General features: G+C 53.6%; 13 protein-coding genes. 8 read left to right on the top strand and 5 right to left on the bottom strand.

Annotated features, from left to right (window positions below; genetic code table 11):
* Positions 1 to 159 precede the first annotated feature (159 nt).
* From ETA_RS16515 to sbmA, 3 genes are all read right to left on the bottom strand, one after another.
* Positions 160 to 699: a hypothetical protein gene (locus tag ETA_RS16515; RefSeq protein WP_012442761.1), complete on the bottom strand. Its 540-nt coding sequence runs from the start codon at positions 697 to 699 to the stop codon at positions 160 to 162.
* Between the two features lie 22 nt (positions 700 to 721).
* On the bottom strand, positions 722 to 952 hold the full coding sequence (locus tag ETA_RS20490) for a hypothetical protein (RefSeq protein WP_071819197.1): 231 nt from the start codon (positions 950 to 952) through the stop codon (positions 722 to 724).
* Between the two features lie 145 nt (positions 953 to 1,097).
* Positions 1,098 to 2,324, bottom strand: coding sequence for a peptide antibiotic transporter SbmA (gene sbmA / locus ETA_RS16510; RefSeq protein ID WP_012442760.1), 1,227 nt, complete (start codon positions 2,322 to 2,324; stop codon positions 1,098 to 1,100).
* A gap of 442 nt (positions 2,325 to 2,766) precedes the next feature.
* Between sbmA and ETA_RS16505 the strand changes: the two genes are divergently transcribed.
* The 6 genes from ETA_RS16505 to ETA_RS16480 all read left to right on the top strand — a co-directional run bounded on the left by ETA_RS16505 (position 2,767) and on the right by ETA_RS16480 (position 10,888).
* Positions 2,767 to 5,229, top strand: coding sequence for a sensor domain-containing protein (locus ETA_RS16505; RefSeq protein WP_012442759.1), 2,463 nt, complete (start codon positions 2,767 to 2,769; stop codon positions 5,227 to 5,229).
* 256 nt (positions 5,230 to 5,485) lie between these two features.
* Complete coding sequence (locus tag ETA_RS16500; RefSeq protein ID WP_012442758.1) at positions 5,486 to 6,223, top strand: gluconate 2-dehydrogenase subunit 3 family protein; 738 nt, start codon at positions 5,486 to 5,488, stop codon at positions 6,221 to 6,223.
* 2 nt (positions 6,224 to 6,225) lie between these two features.
* Positions 6,226 to 8,010 (top strand): GMC family oxidoreductase, encoded by a 1,785-nt coding sequence (locus ETA_RS16495; protein ID WP_012442757.1) that lies wholly within the window; start codon positions 6,226 to 6,228, stop codon positions 8,008 to 8,010.
* Positions 8,011 to 8,020: 10 nt separating this feature from the next.
* Entirely contained in the window at positions 8,021 to 9,337 is a 1,317-nt protein-coding gene (locus ETA_RS16490; RefSeq protein ID WP_012442756.1) for a c-type cytochrome, read from the top strand.
* 251 nt (positions 9,338 to 9,588) lie between these two features.
* Complete coding sequence (locus ETA_RS16485) at positions 9,589 to 10,434, top strand: YPO3983 family protein (RefSeq protein ID WP_012442755.1); 846 nt, start codon at positions 9,589 to 9,591, stop codon at positions 10,432 to 10,434.
* Positions 10,424 to 10,888, top strand: a complete 465-nt coding sequence (locus ETA_RS16480) for a DUF943 family protein (RefSeq protein WP_012442754.1) — start codon at positions 10,424 to 10,426, stop codon at positions 10,886 to 10,888. Before ETA_RS16485 ends, ETA_RS16480 begins: the two co-directional genes overlap by 11 nt.
* 114 nt (positions 10,889 to 11,002) lie before the next feature.
* Here the strand turns inward: ETA_RS16480 and ETA_RS16475 are convergent, their stop codons facing one another.
* Positions 11,003 to 11,911 (bottom strand): LysR family transcriptional regulator, encoded by a 909-nt coding sequence (locus ETA_RS16475; RefSeq protein WP_012442753.1) that lies wholly within the window; start codon positions 11,909 to 11,911, stop codon positions 11,003 to 11,005.
* A gap of 96 nt (positions 11,912 to 12,007) precedes the next feature.
* Between ETA_RS16475 and ETA_RS16470 the strand changes: the two genes are divergently transcribed.
* On the top strand, positions 12,008 to 13,078 hold the full coding sequence (locus tag ETA_RS16470) for an SDR family oxidoreductase (RefSeq protein ID WP_012442752.1): 1,071 nt from the start codon (positions 12,008 to 12,010) through the stop codon (positions 13,076 to 13,078).
* Between the two features lie 133 nt (positions 13,079 to 13,211).
* Positions 13,212 to 13,991 carry an L-threonylcarbamoyladenylate synthase gene (locus ETA_RS16465; protein WP_012442751.1) on the top strand — a complete coding sequence of 260 codons (780 nt, stop codon included), beginning with the start codon at positions 13,212 to 13,214 and terminating at the stop codon, positions 13,989 to 13,991.
* Positions 13,992 to 14,074: 83 nt separating this feature from the next.
* Here ETA_RS16465 and ETA_RS16460 read toward each other — a convergent pair whose 3' ends face one another.
* Positions 14,075 to 14,983 carry a LysR family transcriptional regulator gene (locus tag ETA_RS16460; RefSeq protein WP_012442750.1) on the bottom strand — a complete coding sequence of 303 codons (909 nt, stop codon included), beginning with the start codon at positions 14,981 to 14,983 and terminating at the stop codon, positions 14,075 to 14,077.
* Between the last annotated feature and the right edge of the window lie 130 nt (positions 14,984 to 15,113).

Below are 15,113 nucleotides of genomic sequence, written 5' to 3'. Positions count from 1 at the left end.
TGGCACACGGTAAACAACACTATCGCAGCTTGAGTTCGTTATACCCGCCGTACGCTACGCACAGGCCTCTGTAGCGATGATTAATGCGCCACTGGATAACTAATATACGCCTATCGTGAATTCTGTGTTTGAAAGTGTTGCGATGTGCTCAGCAGCCCGCTAATCCGCATGGTCTGGGGTAAGGGCGCGGCAGAAGTGCTGAACCTGCTGGCCGTTAGCGTTGCGCAGCTGTAATGCCAGGTTGATCTCCTCCAGCGTGCGTGCATTCTCTGCCAGCGGTGCGGCAATTTTCCCGTGTCGCTGTAACCAGGCCGCCACGCTTGCCCAGCTCCACAGCGGCGAGTTGCCGTTAATACGCTGCACTGGCGAGGGGAAATCACCCGTGCCACGACTGCCGTCTTTGAGCATGGCAATGGACTGACGGGTAAGTTGACTGAGTTGGGCAATATCGCTTAGCCCGACCAGGCTGGCATCTACCGCTGTCACCGTGGCGGCAAGTGGTGAGGATTCAATTGCCCGGACGGCGCTCATGATTGCGTTGGCGAAGCTGTCGCTTTCACGGTCAAATTCCAGGTAAACCGCCTTACCGTAAAAACACACCAGCGCATCGTTACAGCCGCTGGCGTAAAGATGGTCTTCAAGTCCAGGCGTTTCTGAACTGACGTCTTTCAACAGCAGAGTAAAGTGAAAAAGTGGCATAAATATCTCCCTGTCCTTTTCTTTAGTGGATAAGAATGCTGTTTTGGCAGCTATCGACTTTACGGCGGATTTGAGCGGCATGGTGCTCCGGTACGCGCGGTGTTGACCAAACGCTCATCTGGTGCTGTTGGTGTTCTGCAGTGCCACATAAAAGCCTTCCGAAAGCGTGCCCGCTGGCCGGGCGAAAACGCCAGCCCCGGTCGATTGCATAGTCTATTGCGGCCTGGATATGTTTATTGGGATGTTCCTTCATCGTTGCTCTTAATTATTTTCACAGAATAAAATCGATGTTGACGAATGTCAACGCCATGTTCACGTTTTATCCTGTGAAATTTACCCCGCGATGACCAGAGGGTCTCATCAGCTTTTCGCGCTTCCTCGCAAAGAGATTTCATCCTCTACGTGAGGGGATGTGTATTCTCCGGCACATTATCCAATGTCTGCTCAAAGCTGCGTAGGCGCTTATAGATAGACATCAGTTCCACCAAGGTGGTCCATGAATTGATAAGGTACTGGAACGAGCTACGCACCTGGTCGAAGACGTTAGAGATCTGCGTCATCAGACCGAGGGTGATTGCCCCTGAAATAATGGAAGGGAACAGCACAAATATGCTGAATAGTGCATCCAGCTGCTGATAAAAAACACGCGCTACGTTGAAGTAGAGATAGTGGAAATAAAGCCGGAAATAGTTTTTCCGCACGTTGGCGAACAGTTCGCGTACCGTGGCTGGCGAAGCGCGCTGCATGTTATCTTCCCCATAAACCAGCTCTTTACGGTAAGCGGCTTCTACCCGCTGATTACGGAACGATAATCCAGGCAGTTTAATGCCGACAATCGCCAGCAGCGCGGTGCCGAACGCCGACCACATGACCGCCGCAATAACCAATGCGTAGGGGATCTGCCCCAGGATCGGCACGGTTTTCACATGTACAGACAGCGCTACCAGCACCGGCAAAAAGGCAATCAGCGTCATAATGGCATTAATGAAACTGACGCCCATGTCCTCCAGCGTGGAGGCAAAGCGCATCGTGTCTTCCTGAACCCGCTGTGCTGCCCCTTCAATGTGCCGCAGTTGCTGCCAGTGCGCCATATAGTAATCGTTCATCGCGGTGCGCCAGCGAAACACATAATGGCTGATAAAAAACAGGTTCGTCACGTTGATCACGACTGCTATTAGCACAATGCTGAGGATATCGTTAATCATATGATAAAACGCTTCGATCCGGATGGTGTTGGGATGCGCCATCGCCTTTTGTATCAGATCGTAAAATGGTTCATACCAGCTGTTTATCGCCACGCCAACCTGCACCGAAAACCAGGTGACGAAGATGATAAGCGCACTGCCGAGGATGGACCAGCGTTGCCAGGGGTGTGGACTGAATACAAACCAGAATGCCGCAAACAGCAGCGTAGCCAGCAGATAATAGCTGTAAAAGCCCAGAGCGGAGGGGGCGATAAAACGCAACGCGTTCTCCGGCAATGGGCCTGATGACAGCCAGGAAAACTGCATCAAGCGGGTAAATTCAGTCTCTGCACCTGCAAACCACAGGGCAATGGCCAGCAGGCTCCAGATAACTACGCTACTGAAAAACAGCGCAGGTTTGGCAAAAAAAGAGCTAAACATAGGTACTCCTTAGTCAATTTCTGAAGTTATACCGCGATTAACTGTGATTTTTCTCTCTGCTGTTGTATCGATAAATTTCCGCCACCAGACATTTTCCATTGGCAAAATTTAATTCTCAAATAAGCCAAATAAATACTGTTTAATTTCATAATTAAATGCATTTAATTTGCTTGCTCTGAATATTTCAGGCCTGAATTTAAATTTACGCTTAATTTTTGCGAAAAAAAGTCGATAACAATGGATGAGCTTCGGTGAATTAACCTGGCTTATGTGTATTAGCTCAATTTTTCAGCTAATTACCCGATATTTTAAACCCGTAGAACGAGAATAATCCCGACACCCAACGGGCGCGGATCGTAAACTTTTCGCCAATAACTGGCGCATTTGCGTTGAGCTGATTTCCCGCACCAGGGATATTGCGCCAACGCCAGGCGAATGAATAATGATTGAAAACTCAGATGTCATGTACCAGATGTCGGTACAAAACGTGGTCGGCTGCGCGGTTTACATGCTGACGCCAGATGGGAACGTTGCCAGCTGGAGCCGTGGGGCGCAGCATGCCAAAGGCTATCTGCCTGCCGAGATCGTGGGCAGGCATTTTAGCTGTTTCTACAGTCAGCAGGATCAGTCACTGGGTCAACCTCAAATCGGTTTAAAGGTTGCCCGCGAGTCCGGTCGTTATGCGACAGAAGGCTGGCGTTATCGCAAAGATGGCAGTGCTTTCTGGGCGCAGGTGGTGATTGATGCGATATATGATGATGACGGAAAACTGTTGGGCTACGCGAAAATTACCCGTGACTGTACCGAGCAGAAACGAGTGCAGCGTGACCAGCAGCGTCGTGACCAGACCTTCCGCCTGCTGGTTGAAAGCGTGAATGATTACGCTATTTATATGCTCGATTTACAGGGGCTGGTAGTGAGTTGGAATGCCGGGGCCTGCCGGGCGAAAGGCTATTCCGCCAGCGAGATTATTGGTCAACATTTCTCCTGCTTTTACAGCGCACAGGACAGGCTGAAAAACTTACCGGATACAAACCTGCATCGTGCCACCTTGACCGGCCGCTTCGAGGACGAAGGATGGCGATATCGTAAGAGTGGCAGTGCCTTCTGGGCACATGTGGTGATTGATGCTATTCGAAATGATGACGGGGAGCTGATTGGTTTTGCCAAAATTACCCGCGACTGTACTAAAGTGCGAGAGTACGAGCAGCAGATCATCCACGCCAGAGATTTGGCCGAGCGGAACAGCGAGAAAATGAAATCGCTATCGCAATTTCTTGATTCTATCGTGGCCCATATCCCCTCATGTGTGATTGTCGAGGATGCCGTATCGGGCGAGATCCTTCTGGTTAACAGCCAGGCTGAACGGCTGCTGGGCGGTAAGCCGCATGAGTTTATTGGTAAAACGTCGCTGAACTCTATGAGCGCTGAGATGAGCGCGTACTTCATGCAGCTTTCCGATGCGACGCAGCGAAAAGGAGGCGTTCAGCGCAACGAACGGCGGCTGAAAACCTCTGGCGGCGACCGCATTATCAGCTGCAGCGCGTCTATAGTGCGTGGTAAAGACGCACGCCACAGCTATATTTTGCTGATCGCCGATGATGTGACTGACCAGCGAGCCGCGGATGAACGTATCCACCATATGGCACATCACGATAACCTGACCAGCCTTCCCAACAGGGTGCTATTCAACCAGTATCTGACGCGTGCGCTGCGTGAAGATAGCGCTGCCCAACGACTCACGGCAGTATTGGGCCTTGATCTGGATAACTTTAAAAACGTGAACGATGCGCTCGGCCACCAGATCGGCGATGTTTTGCTCTGTTCAGTGGCGGTGCGCCTGCGTGGTGTCCTGCGCGATCGTGATACGCTGGCACGTAATGGCGGCGACGAGTTCTCTATCGTACTGCCCGCATTATCCCATTCTGCAGAAGCTGAAACGGTGGCCCGCACCCTGATCGAAACCATTCGCCCTCCCTTTATCGTTGAGGGGCACAGCCTTTCTATCGGGCTGAGCGTGGGAATTACCATTGCACAAGACGATACGAGTTCGCCGGACTATTTGCTGCGTTGCGCCGATATGGCCCTGTATGCGGCAAAACGTAACGGGCGCAATCGTTTTGAACACTTTACCAAAGAGATGGGCGAGATGGCGCAGAGGCGGCGCATCGTTGAGAACGATTTGCGTGAGGCGATCACCACCGGGCAGCTCAGGCTCTATTACCAGCCGATCACCAACAATCAGCACTGTGAGATCGTCGGTTACGAGGCGTTAATGCGCTGGCATCACCCGGAAAAAGGCGTGATTATGCCGTTAGACTTTATTCCCATCGCTGAGGAGACCGGGTTAATTCACAATCTGGGGGCCTATGCGTTATATGAAGCCTGCCGTGAAGCGGCAAGCTGGCCTGGTGAGCAGATGGTGGCGGTTAATCTGTCGCCGTTACAATTCAAAAGCAGCGCGCTGATAGCGGTCGTGGAGGGGGCTCTTAAAGAGTCGGGGCTGGCTCCGCATCGCCTGGAGGTGGAAATTACGGAATCGGTTCTTCTGGATAACACCATGAAAAATATCGATGTTCTTCGAGATCTCAAGGCGCTGGGCGTCCACATTGCGTTAGACGATTTTGGTACGGGATACTCGTCGCTTAGCTATCTGCGTTCATTCCCCTTTGACAAGATCAAAATCGATAAGTCGTTTATTAATGATATGCAGGACAGCCGTGAGGCGCTGGCGATTATACGGGCAATCACAGGTATGAGCCGGAGCCTGGATATCCAAATCACTGCAGAAGGTGTGGAGAGCATCGAGCAGTTTCAGCGCCTGAAAGACGAAGGCTGTACCCTGTTCCAGGGCTATTATTTTGGTCGCCCACAGCCGTCGGAAAATCGTCTTAAGACATTTTAATTTATCGGGAGTTAGCGGGCCGCTCATGACTTGAGGCTGGCCCGCCATTACACTTGTTAAAATATTTGTGCCATTTTGTTTCAATCCCTTCTCGCTTTACGCCCCTGACTGTTACAATACGTCAATCTGTTACCGGTAACAGTGATTTTGGTAAATATTTCAGGCAGTGACTATATTTCCCCTACACTTTATATTACTAAAATAATCCGCCCCCATTTTAGCCAGCGCTACGCTGCTGGTGTGAGAAGGCAATGTCATGTCAGAGCAAAAAACTGGAAGTACCCGCAGGGACTTCCTGCTGAAAACCATCACCCTTGCACCTGCAATGGCGATAGGTTCAGCAGGACTGGGAGGTCTGGCTGCGGCGGCACCTGCCGTGGCGAAAGAAGCCGCGGCAACAGGCCCAGAAACCGCGCGTGAATATCAGCCGACCTGGTTTACCCCGGAAGAATTCGCCTTTATTCAGGCAGCCGTAGCGCGGCTTATTCCCTTCGACGAGCGTGGGCCCGGCGCACTGGAAGCGGGCGTGCCGGAGTATATCGACCGCCAGATGAACACACCCTACGCCACCGGCGCGAACTGGTATATGCAGGGGCCTTTTCACCCGGATGCCGATAAGGCGCTGGGCTATCAGCTGCCGTTAACACCGCGTGATATCTACAGACTTGGCCTGGCAGACGCCGATGCGCTGGCAAAACAGCAGCATGGCAAGGTGTTTGCCCAGCTTAACGGCGAACAGCAGGACGTGCTGTTGCAGGGGCTGGAAGCGGGCAGCACAGAACTGCACCAGCTACCGGCTAAAACCTTTTTTTCCCTCCTGTTGCAGAATACCCGTGAAGGCTTTTTCAGCGACCCCATACATGGTGGTAACCAGGGGCTGGTCGGCTGGAAGCTAATCAACTTCCCCGGCGCACGCGCTGATTTTATGGACTGGGTAGAACGCGGAGAGCGCTACACGCTGCCGCCGGTATCAATTCGCGGGGAAAGGGATTAAGCATGGCAAACGTACAAAAAAAAGTAGATGCGGTGATTGTGGGGTTCGGCTGGGCCGGTGCGATTATGGCGAAAGAGCTGACCGAGGCGGGTCTGAACGTGGTGGCGCTGGAACGCGGTCCGCATCGTGATACTTATCCTGACGGCGCTTATCCGCAGGTCATCGATGAACTGACCTATAACGTGCGCAAAAAGCTTTTCCAGGATCTGTCGAAAAGCACCGTCACCATCCGTCATAACGCGGCGCAGACTGCGCAACCGTATCGCCAGCTGGCGGCGTTTCTGCCCGGCACCGGCACCGGCGGCGCGGGTCTGCACTGGTCCGGCGTTCATTTCCGTGTCGATCCTATCGAGCTGCGTATGCGCAGCCACTATGAGGAGCGCTACGGAAAAAACTTTATTCCGCAGGGCATGACTATTCAGGATTTCGGCGTCAGCTACGCCGAGCTGGAACCGTTCTTCGACCAGGCGGAGAGAGTGTTCGGCACTTCCGGGTCGGCGTGGAGCATTAAGGGCAAAGTGGTCGGCCAGGGCGGTAAAGGCAATCCGTTTGCCGCCGATCGTTCCAGCGACTTCCCGCTCCCGGCACAGAAACGCACCTATTCGGCGCAGCTGTTTGCCCAGGCAGCAGAAAGTATTGGCTATCATCCTTACGATTTGCCCTCTGCCAATACCTCCGGCCCGTATACCAATACCTACGGCGCGCAGATGGGGCCGTGTAACTTCTGCGGCTACTGCAGCGGCTATGCCTGCTACATGTATTCCAAGGCGTCGCCGAACGTCAATGTTCTGCCAGCATTGCGCCAGGAGCCGAAGTTTGAACTGCGCAATGATGCTTACGTGCTGCGCGTTAATCTCACCAATGATAAGAAACGCGCCACCGGCGTGACCTATGTTGACGCGCTGGGACGTGAAAACGAACAGCCGGCGGATCTGGTGATCCTCTCTGCTTTCCAGTTCCACAATGTGCACCTGATGCTGCTGTCCGGCATCGGCAAACCTTACGATCCGGTGACGAATGAAGGCACCGTAGGGCGTAACTTCGCCTACCAGAATATCTCCACCATCAAGGCATTTTTCGATAAGGACGTCTTCACCAATAACTTTATTGGCGCAGGCGGGGCCGGGGTGGGCGTGGACGATTTTAACGCCGATAACTTCGACCATGCCAAATATGGTTTCGTTGGCGGCTCGCCGATGTGGGTGAATCAGGCCGGCGTGAAACCGATCTCCGGCCTGCCGACCCCGCCGGGAACGCCTAACTGGGGCAGTAAATGGAAAGCGGCAGTGGCGGATCACTACACGCACCATGTGTCGATGGATGCCCACGGCGCGCACCAATCGTACCGCAATAACTACCTGGACCTCGATCCTAACTACAAGGATATCCACGGGCAGCCGCTGTTGCGCATGACCTTCGACTGGCAGGATAACGACATCAAAATGTCGCAGTTTATGCACGATCGCATGCACAAAATCGCCGAAGCGATGAACCCCAAGCTGATTAGCGGTTCACCGAAAATGCCGGGCACACACTTTGATACCACCGTCTATCAAACCACGCATATGAACGGCGGCGCGATCATGGGTGAAGACCCGAAAACCAGCGCCATCAACCGCTATTTACAAAGCTGGGATGTTTCGAACGTGTTTGTGCCCGGCGCTTCTGCCTTCCCGCAGGGACTGGGGTACAACCCGACCGGCATGGTCGCTGCGCTGACCTACTGGTCAGCGAAGGCAATCCGTGAACAGTATCTGAAAAACCCCGGCCCACTGGTGCAGGCATAAGGATCAGCAGATGAAAAAGATCACACTCTCTGCCCTGTTGCTGGGCATGATGGCGTTCAACGCTGCCGCAGACGATGCCGCAGTAGAGCAGATCAAACGCGGTGAATATCTGGCGCGCGCCGGAGACTGCGTGGCCTGCCATACCAAAGCCGGAGGGGCCGAGTTCGCCGGCGGGTTACCCATGGTGACGCCAATCGGCACCATTTACTCCACCAACATTACGCCAGATAAGCAAAACGGCATCGGCGACTACAGCTACGACGACTTCCAGAAAGCGGTGCGTCACGGCGTGGCGAAGAATGGTGATACGCTCTACCCGGCCATGCCGTACCCCTCTTACGCGGTGGTGAGCGACGAGGATATGCAGGCGCTGTACGCCTACTTTATGCACGGCGTGCAGCCGGTGGCGCAGGCTAACCAAGAAAGCGATATCCCCTGGCCGCTATCCATGCGCTGGCCGCTGGCTATCTGGCGCGGCATTTTTGCACCGGATGTAAAAGCCTTCCAGCCGATAAAAGGCCAGGATGCCGTACTGGCACGCGGTCAATATTTGGTAGAAGGCCTGGGGCACTGCGGGGCTTGCCATACGCCGCGCAGTATCACCATGCAGGAAAAAGCGCTGAATGACGGTGAAGGCAGCGATTACCTGTCAGGCAGCAGCGCGCCGATTGACGGCTGGACCGCCAGTAATCTGCGTGGTGACAGCGGCGACGGGCTTGGCCGCTGGAGCGAAGACCAGCTGGTACAGTTCCTGCGCACGGGGCGTAACGATCATACCGCCGTGTTTGGCGGGATGACTGATGTGGTACAGCACAGTCTGCAACACCTGACGCCGGAAGATGCCACCGCTATTGCCCGCTACCTGAAGTCACTCGGGGCGAAAGACCCGAATCAGGTGGGGTTCACGCCGGATGATACGGTGGCAAAAGCGCTGTGGAAAGGCGATGACAGTAAAACGGGCGCATCGGTGTATGTCGACAGCTGTGCAGCCTGTCATAAGACCGACGGCAGCGGCTATAAACGCTTCTTCCCGGAGCTGCGCGGCAATTCAGTGGTACTGGCATCCGATCCAACGTCACTCATTCATATTGTATTAAGCGGCGCTCAGCTGCCGGGTATGAAGGGTGCGCCAACGACCATCACCATGCCGGCCTTTGGTTGGCGACTGAACGACCAGCAGGTCGCAGACGTGGTGAACTTTATCCGCACCAGCTGGGGTAACAGCGCGGCCTCCACGGTCTCTGCCAGCGATGTGGCAAAAGTACGTAAAGACGAAGCGGTGGTTAATCACCAGGGCAATGTGGATGTTGAGAAATTAACGCCGTAAGGCGAAAGCACGGCTTTAAATGTTGCAGGGGCGACCGTTAAAGGTCGCCCTTTTTTTGATCGTTGGGCAGAGGGCAAACTCTGCTCAATAGCGGTTGCAGCCGCGCCGGCGGCCCGGCGGTTAAATCCATTCTTTGCCGCGAATCTGAAAAAAAACGTCCGGGGAGATGAGGCGTATACAATCTCGGCAGTCACCGCGTATTATTTCCCGCTAAAGGCGATAATAAACGTGAACACAAGGAGCGTATTACGATGGATATATTGCCGTTTCCCTGCACGATATTCAAAACCCAAAAAAGGATGGACGACTACAGCGCCAGCGATATGCGCTGCGGAGATCTGACGGAAGCACAATTAAAAACGCATTATCATTTGATGGATATCTCCACCAGAGCCAACCCTTATACTTTGACGAAAATTACCCCGTTTAACCAACCACATTCAATGTTTTATGGTTCCCGTGGCGAGGGAGAGAAAATCACCCGGCAGCAGTGCGCCAGCATCCTGTTTGATGAGTTGCGGCACCTCTCTCAGACTTTTGCTTTGTATAGCCCGTACAAGTATTTGATTGAGAAAATGATCGGCCATATGCAGAGCGGCAACGGTACCCCTTTCCGGGATATAGCGCTGGACAGGGCGTTGAGAGAGCAGATACTGCATGACAGATCGCCGGATAACAGTACGCGTCTGCGGCTGGAAAACGCTTTTACCGACAACATTGACTGGGAAAATATGTCTTTTCCGCTGCAAAACAAGGATAGATTAAAAGACGCGATGACTCGTGGCAGGCTGCCAAAATTCGACAGATTTCAGGATAAATTTAACGGTATGGGGATCGCTGTTCATGATACCTGGGCCACGCACATCACCATTAAATCGCTGCATATTGATCACGATCGCTATCGTGCAGTGGTTCATTACAAGATACAGGATCACTTCGGCCTGGACAGTGACGATATTTCAACCTTTACATACAACCAGTTTCGTTTTTTCCGTATCTGGTTTGTTCTCCAGCGATACAATCAGTTTGGTTTCAAACCCTTTATGACCAATATGGAAGCAGTCGTTGAGATTAGCGGAGGCCGCTATGCAGGCTAAGAGCAAAAAAATATTTGTCGCACTCTTACTGCTGGGATGTGCCCTGGTTGGCTATTTTGTCTGGCTGTCGCAGCGGCAGGTAGAAATTATCGCTGTTCATCAGCGAAATAACTACAGTGATATTTTAGTCAAAAACTTTCCTTCTACCGACAAAGGGAAAATTAGCTGGTGGGAAGAAAATAAAGAGATTTTAAAAGATAAATACAAAACTCCAGAGCAAGCTTCAGATGGGTTCTTCACTATCACCTTTTGGCTTTTTGGCGATGGCTATAAGGAGCAAGGCAAGTATGACAGGCTGTGTTTTGATGATATGAAAACAACCGTGAATTGCATTGACAAGGACGCCGTTTTTTCCGTCAGCAGCAGTAAAAACAGGGGCACCCGTTTCACCGTCCACGATGGGATATATCGCATAACGCAGCAGGGTGAAATCATCAACGTTGAGCGCAGATAAGCCAGCGGCTCCGTGTAATGACGGTAAGGAAAATGCCCCTACTGACTTGTGTGGGCTACAGGGGCAGTGACATTACCTTATACCCGCGTGATGAACCTATTGACCCGGCTGCGGTTATTCAATCTTCAGCTTAGCCAGGGTGTTCAGCAGGGCATCCACCTTCGGCATCAGCTGTTTACGCCGTGGCCACACCACGTACAGCGGCAGCCCCGGCACCGCCCGCTGCGGTAAAAGCGTCACCAGCTCACCCCGCGCCAGCGGTTCTTTTATCAGCCAGGTTGCCATCTGCGCCACCCCCAGCCCTGCCACGACAGCCGAGCGCTGGGCTTCTCCATCCGCCAGCGCCATGCGGTGCGCCACGGTACGCGTGGTAATAAGGCCATCCGGTGAGACCACATGCCATGGGCTGGTACTGCCATCGATACGGTCGTAAACGATCGCCTGGTGCCGTTCCAGCTGCGTCAGCGTCTGCGGCGTGCCGTGCTGCGCCAGATAGTCCGGCGCGGCGCAGAAGATCAGCCGTTCGCTGCCGAGATAACGCACGCCAAGAGAGGGGGGATAGTTGCCCCGGCCGCCGATACGCACCGCGACATCCACCCCTTCTTCAAACAGGTCAACAAAGCGGTCGGAAAAAGACAGATTCAGCTGCATCTCCGGGTGCTGTCGACAGAAGTCATTGAGCAGCGGCATTACGTGCAGGCGGCCAAAGGTATGCGGCACGGCGACGCGCAGACGCCCAGCCGGAATGCTGCGCTGTGCGGCCAGCACCGATTCCGCCTCTGCCAGTTCGCTCAGCACGCGGGCGCAGGTATCATAAAATGCCTGTCCCGCATCGGTCAGCACCAGGCTGCGCGTGGTGCGCTCAAACAGGCGTGAGCCAAGACGCGCCTCCAGCCGGGCGATGCTTTTACTGACCGCCGAGCTGGTGAGATGCAGACGCCCGGCGGCGGCGGTAAAGCTGCCGCTCTCCACGCTGGCGACGAAGGGCGCAATCCCCTTAAGACGTTCTTCCGATGTCGGCATTTATTCCTCCAGTTCACTAATGCTGTGAATTTATACCGCAGATGAGAATTTAATTCTCTATTAAGCTGATGTTATCAACAGAACAGGAGAAACATCATGCAGCAACAGGCTTTGATTGTCGGCGTCAGCGGCGTTACTGGAAGTGCACTGGCCGAGCGTCTGCTGGCACAGGGCTGGCAGGTTTATGGTTTGTCGCGCGGGCGCTCGGCGGTCACCGCGGGCGTCACCTCGCTGGCTGCCGATCTGACCGATAAGGCTTCGGTAAAAAGTGCCTTACAGGGGATAAGCGTCGATAAGGTGTTTTTCAGCGCCTGGGCGCGTCAGGAAAATGAGAAAGAGAATATCCGCGTTAATGGGGCAATGGTACGCAACGTGCTGGATGCGCTTGGCAACAGGCTAAAAGGCGGTCATGTGGCGCTGATCACCGGGCTTAAACACTATCTCGGCCCCTTTGATGCGTATGGCAAAGGGTCGGTTCCGGTCACGCCTTTTCGCGAAGAGCAGGGCCGCCAGCCGGTGGAAAACTTCTATTATGCCCAGGAAGATGAACTGTTCGCCGCCGCCGACAGGTACGGTTTCAGCTGGAGCGTGCATCGTCCACATACGGTAATCGGTTTTGCCGTGGGTAACGCGATGAATATGGGGCAGACGCTGGCGGTGTATGCCAGCCTGTGTAAGCAGAGCGGGCAGCCGTTTATTTTCCCCGGCTCCCTGGCGCAGTGGGAAGGGGTGACCGATATGACCGATGCGCACCTGCTGGCCGATCAGCTGATTTGGGCAGCCACCACGCCCTCGGCACAGGATCAGGACTACAACGTGGTTAACGGCGATGTATTTCGCTGGAAGTGGATGTGGGGCGAAATTGCCCGCTACTTTGGTATTGAGCCGCAGCCTTTCCCCGACACTATGCAGCCGCTGGAAGGGCGAATGGATGCCGCGCCGCAGCAGTGGCGAGATATCGCCCGGCGCTTTGACCTGCATCAGGACGATGTTTCGAAGCTGGCTTCCTGGTGGCACACCGACGCCGATCTCGGACGGCCAATGGAGGTGTTTACCGATATCAGCAAAAGCCGCAAGGCGGGCTTTACCGGCTACCAGGCCACCCGCGATGCTTTCTTTACGCTGTTCGACAGGCTGAAAGCAGAGAGGCTGATACCTGACGCATAGTGCAACGGTTGTTTCCTGAAGGAAACAATAGTGGGGATATCGCGTTTATTGTTGCGATAAAAACTGTCTGTGGCAGGATGATTGCAACGGGTGATAACCCACACAAATTAAAGCGAATGCGAAGGACAGGGCGATGAACGATAAAGTGGTTAACTGGAATGGTGGCTTACAGCCGGAAGCGGTTGAGATCCTCTCGGCGAACGGCGGTATGATCGTCTGCCCAACGAAAGTGGGCTATATCATCATGACCTCCGATGCCAAAGGCCTGGAGCGCAAATTTGATGCCAAGCAGCGCAACCGTAACAAGCCGGGCGTGGTGCTGTGTGGTTCTCTGGAGCAGCTGAAAGAGCTGGCGCAGCTGAATCCGGAAATCGAAGCGCTGTATCAGCAGCACTGGGACAAAGACGTGCTGCTGGGCTGCATTCTGCCGTGGAAAGAAGAAGCCGTGGCGCGCATTCCTGATGACGGCTCGAAAGAGCTGATGATGGATCGCCGCCAGACCAGCTGCTTTGTTATCAAGTTCGGCGTGCCGGGAGAAAATCTGGCGAAAGAGCTGTGGGAAAATCACGGCAAATTCTCCTTCGCCAGCTCGGCCAACCCGTCAGGCAAGGGCAACCGTGGCTTGGTGGAAGGCATCGGCGAGCGCATTGAGCAGCATGCCGATCTGATCATCGCGGCGAATGACTATGTTAAGTCTATCCAGCCGAACGAGTCGGAAAAAACCCGTTACGAGCAGGGCGTGATGGTGGCGATGGTGGATGAAAACGGCCGGCTGGTGCCTGAGCAGAAGGGTGAGCGTAACATCTCTCCTTGCCCGGTGCTGATCCGTAAAGGACTGGACGTGGATAAAATCATGTCAATCATGTCCGATGTTTTCACCACTTGGGATTATCGTCACGGTAACTACTATTAATCCCGATAAAGAGTAATCGGCCGTGAGAAAACCCCCCGCCTTTATTCAATGCGGGGGTTTTTATTTTCAAACAATGTAAAGAATTAGCCTGTAGCTGTGCCCGGCACCAGTGCACGCTGTAATTCCTCAATAAATAAACGTACGCGCGGAGAAATAAAGCTGTCGCTTTTCATCAGCACATACGATTTGTAGATATCCATTTCCCAATCCGGTAACAGCTGCACCAGTTTCCCCACTTCCACCGCCTCCCTGGCGATATAATTGGGTAAATAGGCAATACCGGTTTGTGCCACCGCTGAATTCAGCAGGGCGATACTGTTATTGGCGCGAAAACGACTGCGTACCTCAATATCTTTTTTCTGTTTCTCTTTGCGAAACGGCAATGAAATGGTATGGGCCGGGCCACGGAAAAGAATAAATTCATGGCGTGCTAAATCATCCGGGCTGGTCACCGCCGGACGGTTAAGCAGGTAGTCCGGCGCGGCATACAGCCCCCAGGCGATATCCATCAGCGGGCGATAGTGGCGGTGATCGGGAAGATCGCGGGTGATGGCAATGGCGAGATCGATATGATCGTCTGCAAAGTTCACCGGTCGATCGGTCAGATCAAGATCGACGCTGACGTGGATATTGCCGGCGACGAAGCGGTTAAGGGCGGGAACAATGCACTGGCAGCCAAAGGTAACCGGGGCGGCCACGCGCAGGCTGCCGGTCGGCTCCTCATGGAACTGGCGGATAAACAGGTCGGCGCTTTTCACCTCGTTCAGAATGCGATAGCAATAGTGATAATAGGTCATGCCGACTTCGGTAACCTGAATGCGCCGGGTGGTGCGCTGTAGCAATTTTGCCCCGAGGCGTACTTCCAGCGCCGAGATCTCTTTACTGACCGACGATTTTGCCAGTCCGAGCGTTTTCGCCGCTTCGGTATAGCTGAGCGTTTCCACCACTTTGGCAAAAATAATCATCCCGTGCAGATTTTCAAAATCGCTCATTATTATCCCGGATTGTTTTTAGAGAGAAACAATGCGCGATATTAGCATATTTGTCGTTTGCCGCGCAGTGAAAAACAGTAAGGTTATTACATTGGATTCATTCTTAACGGTCGCTTTATTACGCAGAGAT

This window comes from Erwinia tasmaniensis Et1/99 (assembly GCF_000026185.1).
GTDB classification, from domain to species: Bacteria; Pseudomonadota; Gammaproteobacteria; order Enterobacterales; family Enterobacteriaceae; genus Erwinia; species Erwinia tasmaniensis.
This window is presented reverse-complemented; position numbering and strand designations above follow the sequence as displayed.